The 21,182-nt window shown below is 58.5% G+C and carries 16 protein-coding genes; 5 read left to right on the forward strand and 11 right to left on the reverse strand.

All coding sequences use genetic code 11. The features are described from left to right. Positions 1–63: 63 nt before the first annotated feature. The 3 genes from gmhB to ACO0LO_RS23030 all read left to right on the forward strand — a co-directional run bounded on the left by gmhB (position 64) and on the right by ACO0LO_RS23030 (position 2,396). Positions 64–624: a D-glycero-beta-D-manno-heptose 1,7-bisphosphate 7-phosphatase gene (gene gmhB / locus ACO0LO_RS23020; protein ID WP_422967784.1), complete on the forward strand. Its 561-nt coding sequence runs from the start codon at positions 64–66 to the stop codon at positions 622–624. A 34-nt stretch (positions 625–658) separates the two neighbouring features. Beyond that, on the forward strand, positions 659–1,393 hold the full coding sequence (locus ACO0LO_RS23025; protein WP_422967786.1) for a lysophospholipid acyltransferase family protein: 735 nt from the start codon (positions 659–661) through the stop codon (positions 1,391–1,393). A gap of 103 nt (positions 1,394–1,496) precedes the next feature. After that, the gene (locus tag ACO0LO_RS23030; protein WP_422967856.1) at positions 1,497–2,396 is read left to right on the forward strand and encodes a M48 family metallopeptidase; all 900 of its coding nucleotides are present in this window, start codon (positions 1,497–1,499) and stop codon (positions 2,394–2,396) included. Between the two features lie 98 nt (positions 2,397–2,494). On the opposite strand, the gene ACO0LO_RS23035 is transcribed toward ACO0LO_RS23030, so the two are convergent. Then, entirely contained in the window at positions 2,495–2,968 is a 474-nt protein-coding gene (locus ACO0LO_RS23035; RefSeq protein ID WP_422967788.1) for a hemerythrin domain-containing protein, read from the reverse strand. A gap of 314 nt (positions 2,969–3,282) precedes the next feature. Between ACO0LO_RS23035 and tkt the strand changes: the two genes are divergently transcribed. After that, positions 3,283–5,412, forward strand: coding sequence for a transketolase (tkt, locus tag ACO0LO_RS23040; protein ID WP_422967790.1), 2,130 nt, complete (start codon positions 3,283–3,285; stop codon positions 5,410–5,412). Positions 5,413–5,497: 85 nt separating this feature from the next. Here the strand turns inward: tkt and pgm are convergent, their stop codons facing one another. The 7 genes from pgm to gnd all read right to left on the reverse strand — a co-directional run bounded on the left by pgm (position 5,498) and on the right by gnd (position 14,140). Then, entirely contained in the window at positions 5,498–7,144 is a 1,647-nt protein-coding gene (gene pgm, locus ACO0LO_RS23045; protein ID WP_422967792.1) for a phosphoglucomutase (alpha-D-glucose-1,6-bisphosphate-dependent), read from the reverse strand. After that, a complete protein-coding gene (locus tag ACO0LO_RS23050) occupies positions 7,141–8,112 on the reverse strand; it encodes a 2-deoxy-5-keto-D-gluconate 6-phosphate aldolase domain-containing protein (RefSeq protein ID WP_422967794.1) in 972 nt (323 codons plus the stop codon). The genes pgm and ACO0LO_RS23050 overlap by 4 nt, the downstream gene beginning before the upstream one ends. Positions 8,113–8,188: 76 nt before the next feature. Continuing rightward, positions 8,189–9,883: a glucose-6-phosphate isomerase gene (gene pgi / locus ACO0LO_RS23055; RefSeq protein ID WP_422967796.1), complete on the reverse strand. Its 1,695-nt coding sequence runs from the start codon at positions 9,881–9,883 to the stop codon at positions 8,189–8,191. Next, entirely contained in the window at positions 9,880–10,995 is a 1,116-nt protein-coding gene (tal, locus tag ACO0LO_RS23060; RefSeq protein WP_422967797.1) for a transaldolase, read from the reverse strand. The genes pgi and tal overlap by 4 nt, the downstream gene beginning before the upstream one ends. 4 nt (positions 10,996–10,999) lie before the next feature. Then, positions 11,000–11,725 (reverse strand): HAD family hydrolase, encoded by a 726-nt coding sequence (locus tag ACO0LO_RS23065; protein ID WP_422967799.1) that lies wholly within the window; start codon positions 11,723–11,725, stop codon positions 11,000–11,002. Then, the gene (gene zwf / locus ACO0LO_RS23070; RefSeq protein ID WP_422967801.1) at positions 11,712–13,109 is read right to left on the reverse strand and encodes a glucose-6-phosphate dehydrogenase; all 1,398 of its coding nucleotides are present in this window, start codon (positions 13,107–13,109) and stop codon (positions 11,712–11,714) included. The genes ACO0LO_RS23065 and zwf overlap by 14 nt, the downstream gene beginning before the upstream one ends. Positions 13,110–13,111: 2 nt before the next feature. Continuing rightward, the gene (gene gnd / locus ACO0LO_RS23075) at positions 13,112–14,140 is read right to left on the reverse strand and encodes a phosphogluconate dehydrogenase (NAD(+)-dependent, decarboxylating) (protein ID WP_422967803.1); all 1,029 of its coding nucleotides are present in this window, start codon (positions 14,138–14,140) and stop codon (positions 13,112–13,114) included. 709 nt (positions 14,141–14,849) lie between these two features. Here gnd and ACO0LO_RS23080 point away from each other — a divergent pair. Then, a complete protein-coding gene (locus ACO0LO_RS23080) occupies positions 14,850–17,000 on the forward strand; it encodes a tetratricopeptide repeat protein (protein WP_422967805.1) in 2,151 nt (716 codons plus the stop codon). A 3-nt stretch (positions 17,001–17,003) separates the two neighbouring features. Here the strand turns inward: ACO0LO_RS23080 and ACO0LO_RS23085 are convergent, their stop codons facing one another. From ACO0LO_RS23085 to ACO0LO_RS23095, 3 genes are all read right to left on the reverse strand, one after another. Beyond that, positions 17,004–17,972: a DUF2950 domain-containing protein gene (locus ACO0LO_RS23085; protein WP_422967807.1), complete on the reverse strand. Its 969-nt coding sequence runs from the start codon at positions 17,970–17,972 to the stop codon at positions 17,004–17,006. 10 nt (positions 17,973–17,982) lie between these two features. Beyond that, entirely contained in the window at positions 17,983–19,488 is a 1,506-nt protein-coding gene (locus ACO0LO_RS23090) for a DUF3300 domain-containing protein (protein WP_422967809.1), read from the reverse strand. Positions 19,489–19,616: 128 nt separating this feature from the next. Next, entirely contained in the window at positions 19,617–20,945 is a 1,329-nt protein-coding gene (locus ACO0LO_RS23095) for an alpha/beta hydrolase family protein (protein ID WP_422967811.1), read from the reverse strand. Positions 20,946–21,182 lie beyond the last annotated feature (237 nt).

Below are 21,182 nucleotides of genomic sequence, written 5' to 3' on the forward strand. Positions count from 1 at the left end.
TCCGGGCGCGACGCTTGCCAAAGCCAAGCGCCTTATCGCAAGACTTCCCATACAGGACCAGCCATGAAACTGATTATTCTTGATCGCGATGGCGTCATCAACCACGATTCGGACGAGTTCATCAAATCGCCGGAAGAGTGGGTGCCCATCCCCGGTTCGCTGCAGGCGATTGCCCGGTTGAATCAGGCCGGCTACCTCGTGGTGGTTGCGACCAACCAGTCCGGTGTGGCGCGCAAGTATTTCGATATGGCAACGCTGAATGCGATTCACCAGAAAATGCATATCGCCGCACAACAGGTAGGCGCTGAAATCGATTCCGTGTTCTTTTGCCCGCATGCCGCGGATGAGAGCTGCGATTGCCGCAAACCCCGGCCCGGCATGCTGCAAGAAATTGCGCGCCGCTACGACATTGGCCTGAAAGGCGTGCCCACAGTGGGCGATTCGCTGCGCGACCTGCAGGCAGGCTTCGTTGTCGGCTGCGCACCGCATCTGGTGCTGACCGGCAAGGGCAAGAAAACCCAGGCCACCGGCGGCCTGCCGCCCGGAACCATTGTCCACGCCGACTTGGCTGCGATGGTAGAAAAACTATTGCAACACTCATCCAACAATATCGCAACAGCTTGAAAGCACTGCGCCGCTGCCACCCTCTGGAGACACGATGACCCGTTTTACACAGATTTTACGTTCCGTGCTGTTTATGCTGCTGATGACGGTTGCCACCGTGATCTGGGCGATGGCCTGCTTCCTGTTCGCGCCGCTGCCGTACAACAAGCGATATTACTGGACATCGCGCTGGAACGTGTTCGTCATCTGGACTGCCAAGGTCATCTGCGGCATACGCTATGAAGTCAAGGGTATGGAAAACCTGCCCGATGCACCGGTGATCCTGCTGTCCAAGCACCAGTCCGCGTGGGAAACCATTTTCTATCTGATGAAGATGCCGCGCCCGCTGGTGTATGTCTTCAAGAAGGAACTGACGTATATCCCGTTCTTCGGCTGGGGCATCGCGCTGCTGCGCATGATCCCCATCGACCGCCGCAAGGGCAAGGACGCGTTTGCTCAGGTAGTGGCGCATGGCCGCAAGCGGCTGGCAGACGGGCAATGGATCATCATGTTCCCGGAAGGCACGCGCATCCCGGTTGGCGAAAAGGGGTATTATAAAGGCGGCGGAACGCGCCTCGCCATCGAGACAGCCACCCCTGTGGTGCCAATTGCAATGAATTCAGGCGAATGCTGGCCGAAGAATTCCTTTGTCAAGAAACCGGGTCTGATCACCGTGTCGATAGGCAAGCCGATTTCTCCGGAAGGCCTCAGTTCGCAGGAACTGATGCAGAAAGTGGAAACCTGGATAGAGGCGGAAATGCGCGTGATTTCGCCGAACATTTACAAATAGGGCAGAAGCAAAAAGGCAAGAAAGCCTCTGCCCAGGCGCTGTCAGCCATCACCAAGCAGAGAAACCGTACTTGAAATCCAGATTGCCTTTATTGAATCACCCTATGCAGCTTGCGCTGCAACTGGACCTTTTTTCCGAACCGCCGGCGGCTCCGCCCACGCCGCTGCAGCAGCAGCAAGCGCCTTCCTGCGAACCCTTGCAGGAAAACCCTCTGGGGCCGGCCGTACAAACGGTGCCCCCGGTTCCGCCTTCACACCCTCCCCGTCCGCCCGCCAACTCCAGCAAGCGCCAGATCCTGATCCAGGATTACTGGCTGGAATACAGCCTGCAACGCTCCAAGCGCCGCACGATAGGCTTCCTGATCAATGAGGACGGCCTGCGAATGACAGCGCCGCGCTGGGTGACGATTGCCGACATCGAGCAGGCGATACGCGAAAAACAACGCTGGATCACCGCCAAGCTGAATGAGCGCCGCGAACGCACGAACAAGCGCATGCAGCCGCAGATGATCTGGAACGACGGCGCCCGCCTGCCTTACCTGGGCGGCGACATCACGCTGCGCATACAGGCCACGCAAGCCGCCGGCGTGCGCTACGACGCCGACAGCCGCGAGCTGACGATATGCCTGCCGGGCCAAGCGTCCGAACAGCAGTTGAAAGACCGCGTGCAATCCTGGCTGCAGCAGGAAGCGAAGCGTATCTTCAATGAACGGCTGCCGGTGTATGCCGAGAAGCTGGGCGTCAGCTTCCACTCGATGTCGCTGTCTGCCGCCACGACGCGCTGGGGCTCCTGCACGTCGCAGGGAAAGATCAGGCTGAACTGGAGGCTGATCCATTTTTCGCTGACGCTGATCGACTACGTGATCGCACATGAATTGTCGCACCTGCGTGAAATGAACCACAGCCCGCAATTCTGGGCGACCGTGCAATCCATCTTCCCCGATTTCGAGCAAGCCAAACAGGCCCTGCGCCATCACGCAGCGGAAGAATTACCGGTGTTCTAGCGCACTCCTGCTGCAAAATATTCAGCAAGCCCGGCAACAGAAAGGGAAGGCATTTCGCCTTCCCTTTTTTCTTCCTGCGCATGCCTGCGATTAACACGCTATCCGGTATACCTCACCCGTATTTTGGCCTTGGCCTCTTCCAGCTCCTTTCCCAGTGCATCCAGGTCCAGACCGGTTTTTTTCACCTTGGCAAACAGCTTGTGCTCTTCTTCCCCTGCATGGCGTTCCATCTGTTCGCCCAGCAACCTGATCCGGGCGTCAAACAGGGGATCGTCCGCCGCCAACTTGCCCAGCTGGGCAATCAGCAGCTTCGTGCCGCTATGCTCGGCCAACGCTTCGTTCAGCATATCCTGTGCGCCCGGGGCCGTGCGTACCGCCGGATAAAAAACGCACTCCTTCGCTTCCATATGGACCAGCAGCGCTGTGCACAGTTTGCGCGCAATTCTCAATTTTTCTGTCGGGTCCCCGCCGTCACTAGCGTCCTCAAACTCGCGGAACAGTTTTTCCGCTTCGCGATGGTCGGATTTCAACAGGCCGATCGCATCCTGCGGCCTTGGTATGGTGGTGGGCATCTTCATCTCCGGATTGGCAGTTGCTATTCATCGATACTGCCGCTCAGCCCAGCATCATTGAATACCATAATCCCATTGCCCTCCGCAACGGATCAGCACCGGCCACTGCGTCGTGTAGGAGAGCGCAACGGGGTAATTGGCGGGCGGAATCTATCGCCCTGCGAACACACTGGCCGTATGTTCGCTGCCGAACGGTATTCCAGCCACGGCAGGCATATTGTTGCACTCTGGCTTCATCGGTTTTGTCCATTGGGCGAGGCCGCACCTTCCAATTTCCCGCCCCGGCAAGCCCGCAGCATTCAAGGAGTCCCCCTATGAGTTCATCTCTTGGTTCAACATCGAGTTCGATACCGGTCTCGACACCCAACCTGTCACTTTCCCCTTCTGAACTGGATAATCTATGTGTCAATACATTGCGCTTCCTCGCGGTGGATATGGTGCAAAAGGCTAATAGCGGCCACCCCGGTTTGCCGCTGGGCGCCGCGCCGATGGCGTTCGGATTGTGGACGCGTTTCCTGAAGCACCACCCAGCCAACCCTAACTGGTTTGACCGCGACCGTTTCGTGCTATCGGCAGGACACGGTTCAGCGCTGCTATACGGATTGCTGCATCTGACCGGCTATGCGCTGCCGATGGAACAGCTGAAACAGTTCCGCCAGTGGGGCAGTATTGCTCCCGGCCACCCTGAGCGCGGCATCACGCCCGGCGTCGAGGTGACCACCGGCCCGCTGGGCCAGGGCTTCGCCAACGGTGTCGGCATGGCAATGGCAGAAACCAACCTGGCGGCACGCTATAACCGCGATGGTTTCGATGTCATCAACCACTACACCTACGGTATCGTCAGCGACGGCGACCTGATGGAAGGCGTTGCCGCGGAAGCCGCATCGCTGGCAGGCCACCTGCAACTGGGCAAGCTGATCTATCTCTACGATGATAATTCGGTCACGCTATCGGCCGGTACCGACATGAGCTTTACCGAAGACAGGGCAAAACGCTTCGATGCCTACGGCTGGCACACGCAGACCGTGGACGACGGCAACGACCTGGCAGCTATCGACCAGGCGCTGGCTGCGGCCCGCGCGGAAACGACACGCCCTTCGCTGATCCTGGTGCGCACCCACCTGGGCTACGGCTCACCCCATAAACAGGACAGCTTTGAGGCACATGGCTCTCCGCTCGGCGCCGATGAAGTGAGGCTGACCAAACAAAAGCTGGGCTGGCCGGAAGAACCTGCTTTCCATATACCCGAGGAAGCCTTGCAGCAATACCGCGAAGCGGAAACCAGGGGCCGGCAAAGCGAAGCTGACTGGAACGATAAATTCTCTGCGTATGAAAAGCAATTCCCGGAACTCGCTGCGGAACTGAAGCAGCTGATCAGCGGCGGCGCCGGCATGCTGCCACCGGGCTGGGATGCCGACATACCCGAATTTCCGGCAGATGCCAAAGGTATCGCCACCCGTGTGGCTGCAGGCAAGGTCATGAATGCGATTGCGCAAAAGCTGCCTGCGCTGATAGGCGGCTCCGCCGATCTGGACCCATCCACCTTCACATCCTTGAAAGGAACCGGCGACTTCCAGCCGTCCGGTGACGACGGCATTGACAAACAAGGCGCCGACAGCGGTGCGTGGAACTACGCCGGGCGCAACCTGCACTTCGGCGTGCGCGAACACGCGATGGGTTCTATCATGAACGGCATGGCGGCGCATGGCGGCGCGCTGCCGTTCGGCGCGACCTTCCTGGTGTTTTCCGATTACATGCGCCCTGCCATCCGGCTGGCCGCGCTGATGGGCCTGCATGTCATCTATATATATACACATGACAGTCTGGCGCTGGGCGAAGACGGCCCTACCCACCAGGCCGTGGAGCAGCTTGCCAGCTTGCGCGCAATACCCGATCTGGTTGTCATCCGCCCAGGTGATGCCAATGAAACCGCAGAGGCATGGCGCACCGCAGTGCAATCGTACGGACATCCGGTAGCGCTGGTGCTGACCCGCCAGGGCGTGCCTACGCTGGACCGCCATACCTTCGCGGCGGCCAAAGGATTGTCACAAGGCGCTTATGTGCTGGCCGATGCCGATGACGGCAAGCCGGAATTGATCCTGATCGCCACCGGTTCAGAGGTAGGGCTGGCGGTATCGGCTCGCGAGCAGTTGCAAAAACAAGGCGTTAAAGTGCGCATCGTATCGATGCCAAGCTGGGAGCTGTTCGATGCGCAGCCACAAGCATACCGCGACTCCGTGCTGCCTCCCGCAGTGACGGCAAGGCTATCGGTGGAGGCCGGCATCGCACAAGGCTGGCACCGTTTCGTCGGCGACCGTGGCGACATCCTGTCCGTCGACAAATTCGGCGCTTCTGCAGCCGGCGACGTCGTCATGAGGGAGTATGGATTTACGGTGGAAAATGTCTGCAAGCGTACATTGGCTTTGCTGGATGGGTCAAAATAGCCTGCAACAGAAATAAATTCAGGCAAGCCCGGAGGAAGGCGGTGCAATAGGTAAAGCCCATTGCACCGCCTTCCTCCTCTTATGCTTAACCGCCTGCCAGAGCCGCATCCACCAGAGCCTGCGCATCTTTCACGATCAGCTTCAGATGCGCTTCTCCCTTGAAGCTCTCAGCATAGATCTTGTAAATATCCTCGGTGCCGGAGGGGCGCGCGGCAAACCAGCCGCTTTTCGTCACCACCTTCAGGCCGCCGATATCGGCACCGTTACCCGGCGCCTTGGTCAGGATGTTGTCGATTTTTTCTCCCGCCAGATCAGTGGACTGCACCTGCTTTGCAGACAACTGCGACAGCTTTTTCTTTTGCTCCGGCGTCGCGGGCGCCTCTACCCTGTCAGACACCGGGTTGCCCATTTCAGCGGCGAGTTGCTGATAAATGTCACCCAGGTCACGGCCGCTGCGGGCGGTGATTTCAGCGGATAGCAGCGCAGGCGTCAGGCCGTCCTTGTCGGTTGTCCATACTGAACCGTCCAGGCGCAGGAAGGAGGCGCCTGCGCTCTCTTCGCCGCAGAATCCCAGCGACCCATCACATAGCCCGTCGGTGAACCACTTGAAGCCGACCGGCACCTCCACCAGCTTGCGTCCTGCCTTGGCGCAGACCAGGTCTATCATACGGCTGCTGACCAGTGTCTTGCCAACGCCCGCTTCTTTCGACCATTGCGGGCGGTTTCGGAACAAGTAGTCGATCGCTACCGGAAAATACTGGTTAGGCGACAGCAAACCCGCCTTGGGCGTGACGATGCCGTGCCGGTCATGATCGGTATCGCAGGCAAATGCGATGTCGTATTTGTCTTTCAGGCCGATCAGGCGCTGCATCGCATACGATGACGAAGGATCCATGCGAATGCGGCCATCCCAGTCCACTGTCATGAAGCGGAAGGTAGGATCGACTTCTTCGCTGATGACGCTCAGGTTCAGCTTGTAGCGTTCGCCTATCCTTGCCCAGTAATGGACGCCCGCGCCGCCGAGAGGATCGACGCCGAGACGGATGCCGGAACCGGCAATGGCATCCACGTCGATGACTTTACCCACCTCCGTGACATAGGCGCCGATATAGTCATAACGATGCGTGTTCGCGTCGCTGCGGGCTTTTGCCGCAGGCATCCTGCGGACATCCTTCAGCCCGTTTTTCAGGAATTCATTGGCCCTTGCCTCTATCCATCCGGTGATATCGGTATTGGCAGGGCCGCCGTTCGGCGGATTGTATTTGAAGCCGCCGCTGTCCGGCGGATTGTGCGACGGCGTAATGACGATGCCATCCGCAAGGCCGCTGCTGCGTCCTTTATTATGCATGAGGATGGCCAGCGATACTGCCGGTGTCGGCGTGTATTCATCTTTTTCCGCCAGCATCACCTGCACGCCGTTGGCTGCCAGCACTTCCAGCGCGCTGCCGCAAGCCGGCGCCGACAGTGCATGCGTATCTATGCCCATGAACAGCGGACCGGTAATACCCTCTTTCGTGCGGTAGTCGCAGATCGCCTGGCTGATGGCCAGCACATGCCATTCATTAAAACCCAGCTCCAGCGAAGAACCGCGGTGGCCCGAGGTGCCGAAGGCGACCCGCTGCGCGGGCACGGATGGATCGGGAATCTCAGTATAGTAGGCAGAGACCAGCGCCGGCACATTGACCAGCAATGACGCGGGAGCCGGCTTGCCGGCGAGGGGACTGATATTCATGTATTTGCCTTTGCTGCAGTGTCCATATTTGGTTTATTTGCATTACCTTCATGGTTACCCTCATGAGCCTGTTCAAAAATGCCCACCCACTCTCGATAACGCCGCGCAATGCGGGACACGGCTTCTTCACGCGTAATTTTCTTTGCCTCATAGTTGGCAACCGCATCCCAGAAACTGGTGCGGCCGACAGCAAAGCCGGTAAATCCCGGTACGGCAGCCGCTGTCTTCAGCCATTGCACTACCTTGTTCTCGTCGGCGCCCCGTCCCAGTACGATGCAGCTAACCTGGCGCCGCCCGTCGCGCTGCACGGTATCGACAACCATCTCGCAATCCTCGCGGCTGTCCAGGCCTTCTATCTTCCACACGTCCGGCTCCACGCCGGCGTCCTGCAAATCACGGATCGCGCGGCGCATCAGCGGTGGACGCAGCTGGCTGTCATAGTTGTCCTTGTTGCCGTGTAAATACTTCAGCTGCTCCTCGGTCGCCGAGACCAGCAGCTCAAACATGAAGCGCCGTCCGCTCTGCCGACAATAGTCGGATACGCGCCTCAGGCGCGCCGCCTGGCGCTGGTTCATCGCGGCATCGCCTTCCGGGTTGTAATGAACCAGCACTTTGGCAAAGGTAGGCTTGACCGCATCCAGGTGCGCGGCAAAGCCGTCTCCATATTCAAATTCAAATTCCTGCTGGCCGCTTTTTTCTACAGACACCGCGGTGACGTAGCCGCTCCTGGCGGCGTCACGCAATATCTGGTCGCCGAATTCCTCGTCTACCAGGATGCCGGCGCTGGATGCGGCAACGCCGGCCGCCACCGCCTCGCGAAAGCCGTCGTAGATGACGCGCTTGCTGTCCGTCACTGTGTCGTGCTGTTCTTGTGTCAGCGGCGTTTCAAAATGAAACATGCCGCTCAGGTAGGACTCACGGTGATCAAAAGGCAGCAGATAAAGAGGTTTGTTGTATCCGGGGTTCATGATTATTCCTTACAGGCAGTTGCAAAATTACGCTGGCGCTGTGCTCCTATTCGCCTTGCTACGCGTACTGTCTTCGTCATCGCGCCTGGCCAGCCTGGTTTTGCGCCGGCTTCGTCCGCAATTGACGGTAGCGCCGTATCAGCGCATTGGTGGAGCTGTCGTGCCCCAGTTCGGGTTCTTCCTTGTTTTCCAGTTCAGGGACAATGCGTTGGGCCAGTACCTTGCCTAGCTCAACGCCCCACTGGTCGAAGGAATCGATATTCCAGATCACGCCTTGCGTGAATACGCTGTGCTCATACAGCGCGACCAGCTGACCCAGCGTAAACGGCGTCAGCTTTTGCGCAAGCAGCGTATTGGTCGGGCGGTTGCCCTCGCACACCAGATGCGGCACCAGCCAGTCTTCACTGCCTTCTGCGCGGATTTGTTGTTCTGTCTTGCCGAAGGCCAGCGCCTCAGCCTGTGCAAACAGGTTGGCCAGCAACAGGTCATGATGACGGCCCACGTCGTTCAAAGGCTGGCAAAAACCGATGAAATCGCAAGGCACGATTTGTGTTCCCTGATGGATAAGCTGGTAAAACGAGTGCTGGCCATTGGTGCCCGGCTCACCCCAGTAGACCGGCCCGGTCGAGACATCCACCGGCGAACCGTCCAGCGTGACGTGCTTGCCATTGCTCTCCATCGCCAGCTGCTGCAGGTAGGCAGGAAAGCGCTTCAGGTAATGCTCATACGGCAGCACGGCAGCGGTATTGGCGCCCAGGAAATTATTGTTCCAGATGGATAGCAAACCCATCAGCACCGGCAGGTTGCCGGCAAAAGGCGTGCTGTGGAAATGCTCATCCATCGCATGAAAGCCGGCCAGCATCGCGCGAAAATTGTCCGGCCCGATGGCGATCATCGTGGACAGGCCCACCGCCGAATCCATGGAGTAACGTCCGCCTACCCAGTCCCAGAAGCCGAACATGTTGGCGGTGTCGATGCCGAATTTGGCAACCCCTTCGCCGTTGGTGGAGACCGCAACAAAATGCTTCTGGACTGCGGTTTCATCCTTGAGCTTTTTCAGGCTCCAGTCGCGCGCGGTATGGGCGTTCGTCAAGGTTTCCAGCGTCGTGAAGGTCTTGGAGACGATGATGAACAGCGTCTCTTCCGGGTCCAGGTCGCGCGTGACTTCTTCAAAATCGGTGCCGTCGATATTGGACAGGAAACGGAAGTTCATATCGCGCCGGCTGTAATGCCGCAGTGCCTCATACGCCATTACCGGGCCAAGGTCGGAACCGCCAATGCCGATATTGACGACATTGCGTATTGCCTTGCCGGTATGGCCGCGCCAGCGTCCGCTGCGCACCTCGTCCGAAAAGCGGGACATGTGATCCAGCACCGCATGCACTTCCGGCACCACGTCCACGCCATCAACGATGATGTGCTCGTTTTCAGGCGCGTTCAGCGCTACATGCAGCACGGCCCTCTGTTCGCTGGCATTGATCTTCTTGCCGCTGAACATCGCTTCTATGCGCTCCGCCAGCCCGCAATCCTTTGCCAGTTGCAACAACAGCCGCATCGTGTCATCGGTAACCCGGTTCTTCGAATAATCGAGGTACAGGCCATCAGCTTCGGCAACCAGCCGCTCGCCGCGTTGCGGGTCATCGTCAAATATTTGTCTCAGGTGCAAGCTGCCCGCCTGGCGGTGATGTTCTACCAGCGCCTTCCAGGCCGGCAGCGTGGTCAGCGTAGCCACTGGCCGGCGGGATTCAGGTGAAACTGTTTTTCCGCTCATGATTGTTGTCCACCGGTCTTTGTGCCTGCGGCCGGTTTTGCCAGCGTGCGGACCTTGTCTGCGATGACTTCCATCAGTTCATTCCAGGACTTGACAAAGGACTCTGCGCCTTCCAGCTGCAATTGCTGCGCCAGTGCGTCAGCATCGATGCCGGCCTTGGAAAAGGCGGCCAATGTTTTTTCTGCGTCGCCGCCTTCCGCCGCCATGCTGCCGTTGACCTTGCCGTGGTCGGCAAATGCCAGCAGCGTCTTCTCGGGCATGGTGTTGACGGTATTTGGCGCGGCCAGCGCCTGTATATACAAGGTGTCGGACGCGGCAGGGTCCTTGACGCCGGTGCTGGCCCACAGCAGGCGCTGCGGCTGCGCGCCAGCTTCCGCCAGCTTGCGCCAGCGTGGTGACGCCATCAGCTCGCGGTAGGCAATGTAAGCCTGCTGCGCAATGGCGATGCCGAGGCGGTTTTCCAGCTCTGCAGGCACCTTGCCCTTGATCGCCACATCCCAGCGGCTGATGAAGAGAGAGGCCACCGATCCCACCTTGGGATCGAGGCCTGCGGCAATCCGGCGCTCTATGCCGCGCAAATAGGCTTCTGCCGCAGCCAGGTACTGCTCGCGGGAAAACAGCAGCGTGACATTGACTGGCACACCTGCAAAAATGGCTTCTTCAATCGCCGGAATGCCGGCGGGGGTGCCGGGAATCTTGATGAACAGGTTAGATTTTTGTGCTCGCGCATGCAGCCGTTTTGCTTCTTCCACAGTGCCAGGAGTATCGTTTGCCAGTAGCGGCGATACTTCCAGCGACACCCAGCCGTCCACGCTGCCGGTGTCCTCATGGATTTTCCTGAACAGGTCTGCGGCCTGCGCCAGGTCTTCCAGCGCCAGCTCCAGGAACAGGCTCTCACCGGATTGTCCGCTGCCAGCCTTGTCGCCGATAGCGGCATCGTAGGAAGTGCTGCCCTTGATGGCCTGGTAGAAAATTGTCGGGTTGGATGTCAGACCGGTGACGGCGAAATCGTTTATGTAGCGCTGCAGCGTGCCGTCTGCCAGCATGCTGCGCGTGATGTTGTCCAGCCACAGGCTCTGGCCCAGTTCGTGCAAATGGTCGTTGGCGTTCATGATGTCATTGTCCTTGTTCCGGTACGGCTTGCATCCCGCCCGTCAGCAGCGCGGAGAAGTCGTAGTTGATCAGATCGGCGATATGCCCGACTGCCACATCGGCAGAGGGATAAGCGGCGAGGTTGTGCGGGTCCAGCGCATAGTGGCCCTGGCGTGGGAAAACCGTGGTCAGTTTTTCCCGCATGATATTTTTCATTGCAGTGAGGATGCTTAGCTTGTCGTCTACCATCACATAGTGGGTAGCAGGAAAACGGCGCTGCATGTCATCCAACATCTGTTCCTTGTGGATGTAGATCAGCACGCGCCCTTCCACCGCATCCCACAGGCCGGAACGCTGTATCTTGCGCGGCTGGAAGACAACGTCGCCGTCCGACAGGATGACCGTCTTGCCTACTGTCCCCAGTGTGGCAAGCACGCTTAATGCGCCGGGATACAGGCGATTTTCAAACGGGTAATCAAGCAGGAATCCGGACATGTGCAGCAACCGCGGATCGTTCATCGTGCTGGTACGGTAGCGTTGCAGCGCACCAAGGTAATCCACGTAGCCGAGCTCGGTACGCAGCTGCTCCAGGATGGTCCAGTACTGGCCGCTGCATTCGGCGCCGAATTCCTGTTCCAGGTGCCGGCGCAAATCCGCCTGCACACCGTCGTTGTCGAGCAGCGTGTTATCGCAGTCCAGCAGAAAAACTACGCCGGCTGGAGTGTCGGCGCCGGCGTCACTTCGGATCATCTTTTTTTCCTTCTATCGACAACTCATTCCATCCGCCATCACCGGCAATGATGTCCGAGGCAGCGGCGGGTCCCCAGGTATTGGGGGCATAAGGCAGGGCAGGCGCAGCATTGCCAAGTACAGGATCGACGATGCGCCACGCCGCTTCTACCGTATCGCCACGGGTGAACAGTGCGGTATCACCGTGCATGGCGTCACCCAGCAGCCTTTCATACGGCGTCATTTCTTCATGCGCATGGCGCTGCGCGACCAGCTCTGTCGCCTCGCCCACCATGGACTGGCCCGGCAACTTGGTGCGCGCGCCTATGGCAATCATCACGTCGGGACTGAGGCGAAAGCGGAAATGATTTTCACAGCAGGAACGGTCGGCGCTGAATACCGGATGGGCGGGCTGCTTGAGTCTGACGAGCACCTCGGTACCGGTCACCGGCAATTGCTTGCCAGCGCGTATATAGAAAGGCACGCCTTTCCAGCGCTCGTTATCGATATGCAGGCGCAATGCGGCGAAGGTTTCCACGACAGAGCCTGGCGCCACGCCTTCTTCGTCCCGGTAGCCTTCAAACTGGCCCCTGACCAGTTCCGCCGGACTCAGCGGCCGCATTGCCTCCAGTACACGCAGTTTTTCATCGCGCATCGAATCCACATCGCTGCCTTGCGGCGGCTCCATCGTCAGCAGGGCGAGTACCTGCAGCAGATGGTTCTGCACCACGTCGCGCAGAGCGCCCACTTCTTCATAAAATGCGCCGCGCCCCTGCACGCCGAATTGCTCTGCCATTGTGATCTGCACGCTGGCAATGTAATTGCTGTTCCATACCGGCTCGACGAAGGTATTGGCAAAGCGGAAGTAATGCAGGTTTTCAACCGCTTCCTTGCCCAGGTAATGGTCCATGCGGAAGATCGCATCCTCGGCAAAAAACTTGTGTAAGGTCAGGTTCAACGACTGCGCCGATTCGAGATCGCGGCCGAAAGGTTTTTCGACGATGATGCGGGCGCCGTCGCCGCAGCCGGATTTCGCCAGCCCCTGCGCCACCAGCTCGAACGTGCTGGGCGGTATCGCCAGGTAATGCAGCGGATGTTTCGACGCGCCCAGCAGTTCGCGCAGGCGCCGGTAGGTATCGTCGTCGGCGTAATTTCCGCTGAGAAACTGCAAGCGCGCCGATAGTTTTTTAAATGCCTCCTCATCCACGCCGCCATGTTTTTCCAGGCTATCGCGGACGCGCTCACGGAACTGTTCAGGGCTCCAGTCCGAGCGCGCCACGCCGATCACCGGCATCTCCAGCTCGCCGCGCCTGGCCAGCGCCTGCAGCGCCGGGAAAATCTGCTTGTAGGCCAGGTCGCCGGTAACGCCGAAAAATACCAGTGCGTCGGAATGAGGTTTTTCCATCGTCATTCTCCCTTGGGCTTCGCATCTTTTTCGACGTGGCCGCCGAAGCCGTGCCGCATTGCCGACAAAACCTTGTCGCCGAAGCCCGCATTGCCGCGAGAGCTGAAGCGTGCATACAATGCCGCACTGAGTATGGGCGCAGGTACGCCTTCGTCGATGGCGGCATTAATCGTCCACCGGCCTTCGCCCGAGTCGGACACGCGGCCCGCATATTTTTCCAGCTTAGGGTCGCTGAGCAACGCGCCTGCGGTCAGGTCCAGCAACCAGGAACCGATGACGCTGCCGCGCCGCCACAATTCGGTAATTTCCGGCAGGTCAAATTCATACTGGTAGTGTTCGGGATTGCGTAGCGGCGTGGTCTCTGCATCCGCTTCATGTTCCTGTTTGCCTATATTGGCGTTATGCAGGATGTTCAGCCCTTCCGCATACGCGCCCATGATGCCGTATTCGATGCCGTTATGGATCATCTTGACGAAGTGGCCCGCGCCTTGCGGGCCGCAATGCAGGTAGCCCTGTTCAGCGGTACTGCTGCCGGCAGTGCGGCCAATGGTGGGTGTAGCCGAACCGTTGCCCGGCGCAAGCGTGGCGAAGATAGGATCGAGATGGCGCACAATCTCGGCTTCACCGCCTATCATCAGGCAATAGCCGCGGTCAAAGCCGGCGACGCCGCCGCTGGTGCCGACATCCACATAATGGATCTGGCGCGCGCCCAGTTCATTGCCGCGCCGCACATCGTCATGGTAGTAGGAGTTGCCGCCGTCGATGATGATGTCGCCGGGGCTCAACAGCGGCTCCAGCGACGCCAGGCTTTGATCTACAAAGGCGGCAGGGACCATCAGCCAGACAATGGCGGGCTTGGGCAGTTTCTCTATCAATTCTTTCAGCGAAGAAGCGCCGGTCACGCCCGGCTGCAGCAATGCCTTTACCGATTCCTGGTTTACATCGTAGGCGACGCATTCGTGGCCGCCCTTGCTCAGGCGCTTGACCATGTTGGCGCCCATGCGCCCCAGCCCTATCATCCCCAGCTTCATTGTAATTCTCCTTAGTAAGACCTCATGCAATCGCACCCGTCTCTTCAGGCAGGCTACGCATGTGATTTGAAATAGCCGGCATGAAAACGCCGCGCAGTTCAAGCATAATCCAGAAGCCGATGCAATATCGGCAAATGCTCCCGCCAAACCGGAAGCGACAGGGAACGGCATACGGACATGCAGGCATGCAGGGGATAGACGGCGATTGCTATGCAGCAAAGGGTACTGCCCGCACAGAAGGGCTTCCGTTCGCCAGCGCACATTTGCTTTGGCGCAGCATTGCCGGCTTTTTCACCGAAACAGTGGAATAGGCCGTTTCCGGTGGGATTTGCGCTCTTAGGGGAATTTTCAGCCTGTTTTATGCATTTATGCAGCTGTGCATTTCCGGGATTGCGGCGAACATTCTTTGGTAACGTCTTGTATCCGGCTTGTAAACGTCATCGTTGCCTATTGACTGCTCGTAGAGGCATTGCATCTGATAATTTGGCCTTCGAGCACACACAAAAACTCGCATTTTTCATTAAAAGCAGGCAAACCTGCCGGCGCACATGGCCACTGTCTTAACTGCCGGAAAACCTGCGTTACGTTACGTTGCACTGTCTTAAAACGCTTAACAGTTCGCCTAATTTTCACGGGCGCGGAAGTTCGACAAGCCTGCTGCTTTCCATTATCTTTTTCGCGTCAGCTTAAAAGAAATCAGCTAAAAGATATGAGTATTCAGGCCGCGTTGCAGCACCACCGGTCCGGCCGTCTGGTAGATGCTGTCGAAATTTATCAGCACATCCTGAAGGATGAACCGGAGAATGCAGATGCCCTGCATTTGATGGGCGTTGCCGCGTGCGAACTGGGGGATGCAGATTTATCCATCGCGCTGATTTCCAGGGCCAATGCGCTCTTCCCGCAAAACACCAATTACCTGTTGTCGCTGGGCATGGCGTACCGCGCGAGAAATTCCTGCGCGCAGTCCATGGTCTGCTATGCGTTTGTATTGCAGATAGAACCCCGCTCCGCATCGGCATTTTTCGGCATGGGCAATACCGCACAGCACAACGGCAAGCTGGACGACGCGGCAGAATATTTTTCGATTGCGATCGAGCTGAATCCGGCTTTTTCGGAAGCTTACTACAACCTCGCCAACCTGGAAAAAGCGCGCGGCGCTCATACTCAGGCGGTAAGCCTCTACCGCAAGGCACTGGCCGTGCAGCCGGATTTTGCAGACGCGGCGCATAACATGGGTGGCGCGCTGTATGCACTAGGAGAACTGGATGAAGCGCTGGCCGCCTACCGGCAGGCGCTGCGGCTGAACCTGCCGGAAACGCACAATAGCATAGGCAATATCTACTTCGACCAAGGCTTGCCGGAACAGGCATCGGCATCTTACCGGCAGGCGATTGCGATAAAACCGGAGTATGCGGAGCCCTACAACAATCTAGGGAACAGCTTGCGGCAGATGGGCAAATACGACGAAGCGGCCACCGCTTTTGAAAAGGCGTTGAGCCTCTCACCCGGATATGCGGCTGCCAGCCTCAATCTCGGCGATCTGCTAGTGGAGGCAGGCCGCATTCAGGAAGCGATACTCCGCTACCAGCAAACCATCGCAATCGCTCCAGGCATGGCGGACGCATATTTTCACCTTGGGGTAGCCAGGGACAGGCTGAACGACCCGCAAGCCGCCATTACCTGTTTCATGCAGGCGCTGCATTTCCGCCCAGGCTACGTGGATGCAATCTACAACCTGGGGGTGGTTCATGGCCACCTGCGGCAGCTTGCGGAAGCAGAGCACTGGTACCGGCAGGCGCTAAGCCTGGATTCCCTGCATGTCGGCGCGCATATCAACCTGTCTGCGCTGCTGATGGAAGACGGGCGCAAGGACGAAGCGAAACACCATATCGATAGCGCCTACACCCGGCAAAACCTGTTCGCACGCTACACGCGTGGCGCAGCAAGGACAGTGCTGATATTGTTTGATGCAGGAAAAGGCAACCTCAATCTTAGCTACCTGTTCAACGGCAGCACAAATAACCTGCTTGATTGGATGATTGAATATGCCGGCGAAAGCCAGGCAGAAAAATTGCCGCATTATGACCTCGTCTTCAATGCTATGGGGGATCCCGATGCGACGCGAGCATCCGGGTCGGCCATCTGCGACTTTTTACAGGCATGCAGCAAGCCGGTGTTCAATCCTCCAGACAAAGTCGCTCGCACCGCACGCCATGTGCTGCCGGGGCTGCTGCAAGGCATCGCCAATATCGTCGTACCGGGAGTGCAGCGGATCTCCGGCGGCGCAGATTCCGGCCGGGATAAGATAGCGGCGCAGCTACCTGTAATCATGCGCCCGGTGGACTCGCATGGCGGTGCCGGCCTGGTGAAGATCGATACGCAAGATGCGTTGCAACAATGCTGCGCCGGACCGGCCGAGCCCGTGTATGTATCACAGTATGTGGACTATCGTTCCGCCGATTCCTTTTACCGCAAGTACCGGATGATTTTCGTCGATCGGCGGCCCTACCCCTATCATCTGGCCATATCGAAGCACTGGATGGTGCACTATTTCAACGCAGAGATGGAAGCGCACCCCTGGAAGCTGCAAGAGGAAAAAGAATATCTGGAACATCCGGAAACGGTGCTGGGCTTAGCCGGCATGCAGGCTATCCGCGATATCGGCATCAGGATGGACCTGGACTACGCGGGAATCGACTTTTCCATTTTGCCCGACGGCAGCATCCTGGTATTTGAAGCCAATCCTACCATGCTGGCACACCCGGAAGCGCAGGCCGGGCCGCTGGCGCACAAAAACGTCCATGTGTCGCGTATCTTCCAGGCTTTTGAAGACGCGCTCATCAAGGCAACGAGCCAATAGTCTTTATTGCTTTTTTTCTTCCTGTTCTTTCGTCCATGAAGAATCGGGATCGAAGCGCTTGACTGCCTGCGCCGACGCCGCCGTGCGCGGTCCAAGATCCTTGCTGTAGACAACGCCATTATGGTTGACGATAAAGGTTTTGATGCCGGATTCGCTGTAGTTTGCCGGATAGGCAATCAGCGCGAAGCCGCCTATCAGCTTGTTCCTGACCAGGTAGTCCAGTGCGCCCCCCGGCGCGGACTGTCCCTGCGCTGTGAGGATACGGAAATAGTAGCCATGGTAGGGCTTGCCTTGCAGCCGCCCTGCCCCGCGCAGCGGATGATCGGCATCGGCAAAAGCCTGGCCCATCGGCGACTCCGGCTCGCCGTCTGCGTTTGGCCAATACAGGCCGTCATGCTGGCCTCCGGTGCTGACAATACGCTGCGCGTACTCCAGCAAACCATCCTGGTTATGGTCCCTGAGCACATACTCACGCTGTGCATCGACATAGGCCAGCGCCACCTGAATTGCCGATAATTCGTTTTCGCCTATGCGGCGGTCCTGCCATTCCCGTATGCCAGCCCTGGTGTCGAAATGCCAGCGGCCGCCGGCCTGCACCAGCGGAAAAGGCACAGGCCAGTCTTCATCGCCGATATGCAGCACGGCCATTGATCTGCCCTTCTGTTCGATACGGAATTTTTCATCGTAGGCCGCCAGGAATTTGCTGCGCGCCGCGTTGTCGAATTCTGCATCCGGCGAACGGATATAACGGTCAGCCTGCGCGCCCAGCACCTCGTGCATCAGTTTGTGATTATTGCTGCGCATTGCGGCAATCAGGCCGACAACGGCTTCATCGGGCGATGCAAAGTTTGCCTGTGCGGAATACGCGACTGCGGCATGGCCGTGTTTCGGCGCTGCGTGGGCCTGGCCGGCGATACCTGCCACGATCAGCAGGGAAAACAGGACGGGCAAGGCCTTGAATTTCATGTCCATGCGGGTTCTCCTAATGTGACCTGGGGTGCGGCCCCTGCGGCGCTGCGGGACCGTGCTGCTGTTGAGCCTGCGGTTGTCGCGGCGCGGGTGCCTGCGGCGCCTGAGCTGGCCGCGGCGGCGGTGCAGCACGTGCTCCCGGGTTGAAACCATGCGCTTCCCTGCTGGCCCGGCCACGGTCAGCGTTGGACTGCGCCGCGTTTGCCGGACCTGCCGGCATCAGCGGATGACTTCTCTCCATGGCGGGACGCTGGATTTCACGCGGCGGGAGATTCGGCTGTGCTCTTGGCTGCATGGTTTGCTGCGGGTTTGGCTGCATACTTGATGGCGGGTTGGCCTGTACCGCGCGCTGCTGCTCGTTTTCACCTCGCTGCGGACGACCAGCATGCGGCACGCGCTGTGATACTTCGGTTGTCGGCCCTACCGCCGCTGGTGCGGGCGTAGCAGGTGACGCTTGTACCTGTCTTTCAGTGAAGTTTCCGGGACGTCCACGGGACGGAGTCCCTGGCGGCGGAAGCGTATTGGGAGCATTCCTGACATTTCCCACATTGGGGGCGGTGTGCGCCTGCGGAACACCCGTAGAACCTGCTCCCGGAGGGCGCGGCGCGCCGCCGGCAGATAATCTCCCCCGATAAGCATCGCGATTGGCGTTACTACCTGCCTGAGGCTGGAAGCGCTCTCGCGTCGGAGCATCCCGATAAGCAACACCGTGCCGGTGCTCGGGGTTATGCGCCCACACGGCGCCGCCGGCGGGCAAACGGTTTCCGGACGGTCCGCGATTAGTGACAAAGTTGTGCCTGCGCCAGTCCGGCCGCGCATCGTCGAAAATAGAAGCCACGATACCCACTCCTATGCCAAACGCAATCCCGGTTGCAATCGCGCTACCATAAGAAGGCGACTGGTATGCAACCGGCGGCTGCCACACCATGGGCCGCCTGTCCGGCCACCACCAGTTGCCGTAGACGACGGTAGGATTATAGTAAGGGACATAGATCACATCCTGCGCGTAGGGCTCAATGTCGATGTCGCCATCCTGCACAAGCACGCGCTGCTGCTGGTTGCTGCGCAGGCTGCCAGTCGCTTGTGCCCGGGCGCGCAGTGATTGCACGGTATCCATGACCGAACCCTGCTGCGCCAGGAAGGCGTCACCCAGCTTCTGGGTCCAGGCAAGCTGGTCGTCCATCATCGCCAGCACAGCGGGAAATTGCGTCAGCGATTTGACGCTGGGATCCCAGGGCTGGTTTGCCACCGCCTGTGCCAGCGCATTTCCGCGCAGCGAAGGATTTTGCCTGACAAAGCGTGACGCCTGCACGGTTTCAATCGGATACGTCGCCGCCATCAGCACCTGGCTCAGCAAGGGATCAGGATAAAGCGCAATCGGCGCCAGCAGCTGGTCAAGCTCCTGCTGGCTGTATATGAGAGGGGCTGCTTGTGCTTGTGCATGCCCGGCAATAGGCAGTACTACAGCGCCGGGCAGGCATATCAGATATGCCAAAATGATAGGACTGAATCGCTTCACCGCAGTCTCCTGTTTGTGTAAGCGGTTTCAGCTTGCACCCCGGCTCAAAATTTGTCCGTACGCCAACACACAGACTGCAGCGCCGCCTTGCCACCGAGCAGCCGTTCCTGGACGCCCGCTTATACCTGCTAGCCGCGATATGCCTTTCCGTACTTTCCGTCGAGTTTGCCCTTGGCCCAGTCCGCCATCAAATCATAAAACCCTGACGCAATGCGAGTGCGCTTGCGCGCGCCGTCCTTTGCCTCATCGTATTCCCACATGCCGTGGTCGGTATCAGGAAAGCGGTAAATCATCAGATCCTGGCCCTGGTTGCGTAGATTCGAGAGCCGCTCCAAAGTCAGCGCGCCTGGGGCCTGGCGGTCCTCATCCGCGAATACCCACATCTGCGGGGCATCTACCTTGCTTAGGACCTGCATGGGATTCAGCGACCAGTCGATATCCAGATGAGCAAATTGCGGTATGCCATTCTTACGCAGGTCATCCACTGACATACCCAGGAACACGCCCGTATAGCCGCCCTTTATACGAAAAAACCATGATTCTTTGCCAAACTGACTTTGGACAGCAGCGAGATCGTCCAGGCCATCCTGGTATCCGGATTTTACCAATCTTGCCGTGATATCTGTCACGGTCTTGCCCTTGGCGATGATGTCGTTGCCATAGTTACGATCCCGTAATTCCTTAGTGACTTGGGCTTCGTCTTGCTCTGCGATGTCGACGACTAAGCCGTAGCCTATGCCAATAAATTCTGCCTTTGCACGATTCGACGCGAGTGGGGCGATCCAGCCGCCCTGGCTCAAGCCGAATAGGCCGAAACGACCGAAGCGGCCTTCCTCCAGCCGTTTGGCTTCGCGCGACGCCGCTACCAGGTCATCGGCTAGACGAGGAAAGTTCTGCGTGTATTCACCCTTGGAAAGTCCTGTGCCGCGCTTGTCATAGACAAAAACCGATACACCCCGCCCGACCATTTGGTAAGGATCGCGTGCGCGATCGATCCAGCCGCTACCCTCAGAACCATGCGCATATACCACGAGCGGCGTATTCTTCCCCGCACCTGGGGGCTCCATCAAACGGCCTGCGAGCATGACGCCGCCTGATTCGAATCGGGTGTTCGTTTCGGAAACGGCAACCCTGGGCCAGCTCTCCTTCGCCCTGACAAGAACAGCATTTTTTCCGCATTCAACCAATGCGTTGGCATCCTGCGTGTTGCCGACCATCCCGTCGCTAAAGGTATAGTTAAATCCTTTGTCCGTTTTGGTAACAGCGACGAATGTCGCCTCATCCTTTCGGAAAATACCCGTCTCACAAGGAGTTGATTTAGATGAACCAGGCGAGATGTTGTCGCGAACTGATGCTCCCGCTTCTTTGGTCTGTGACTCGCTTTTGGGATCTTGGGCGAAGGAGGTGGGACATGCCAGCCAGCATGCGATCAACAGGGCAGACGATAGAATTTTCACACAGTTCTCCGGTAAGTATCATTGTCCGGGATGGTAGGCGATGTCGTTGTTGCCAGCCCGCACAATACGATGAACAGGGAAAATTGACGACTCAAACCCAGAATTCTGGTGTAGTCGCCGATTAGCGCAGAGATTTTTTGTCCAGCGAATGTGTTTTTTCGAATGCTGCGTTTGGAATGCCACAAACCAGCTATTCCGATCTGCAGGAGATTTGGCCAGCTGCTGGAGAACGAACTT

The sequence above is a fragment of the Undibacterium sp. TJN25 genome (assembly GCF_049339885.1).
In the GTDB taxonomy this organism is placed as follows: Bacteria; Pseudomonadota; Gammaproteobacteria; order Burkholderiales; family Burkholderiaceae_D; genus Undibacterium.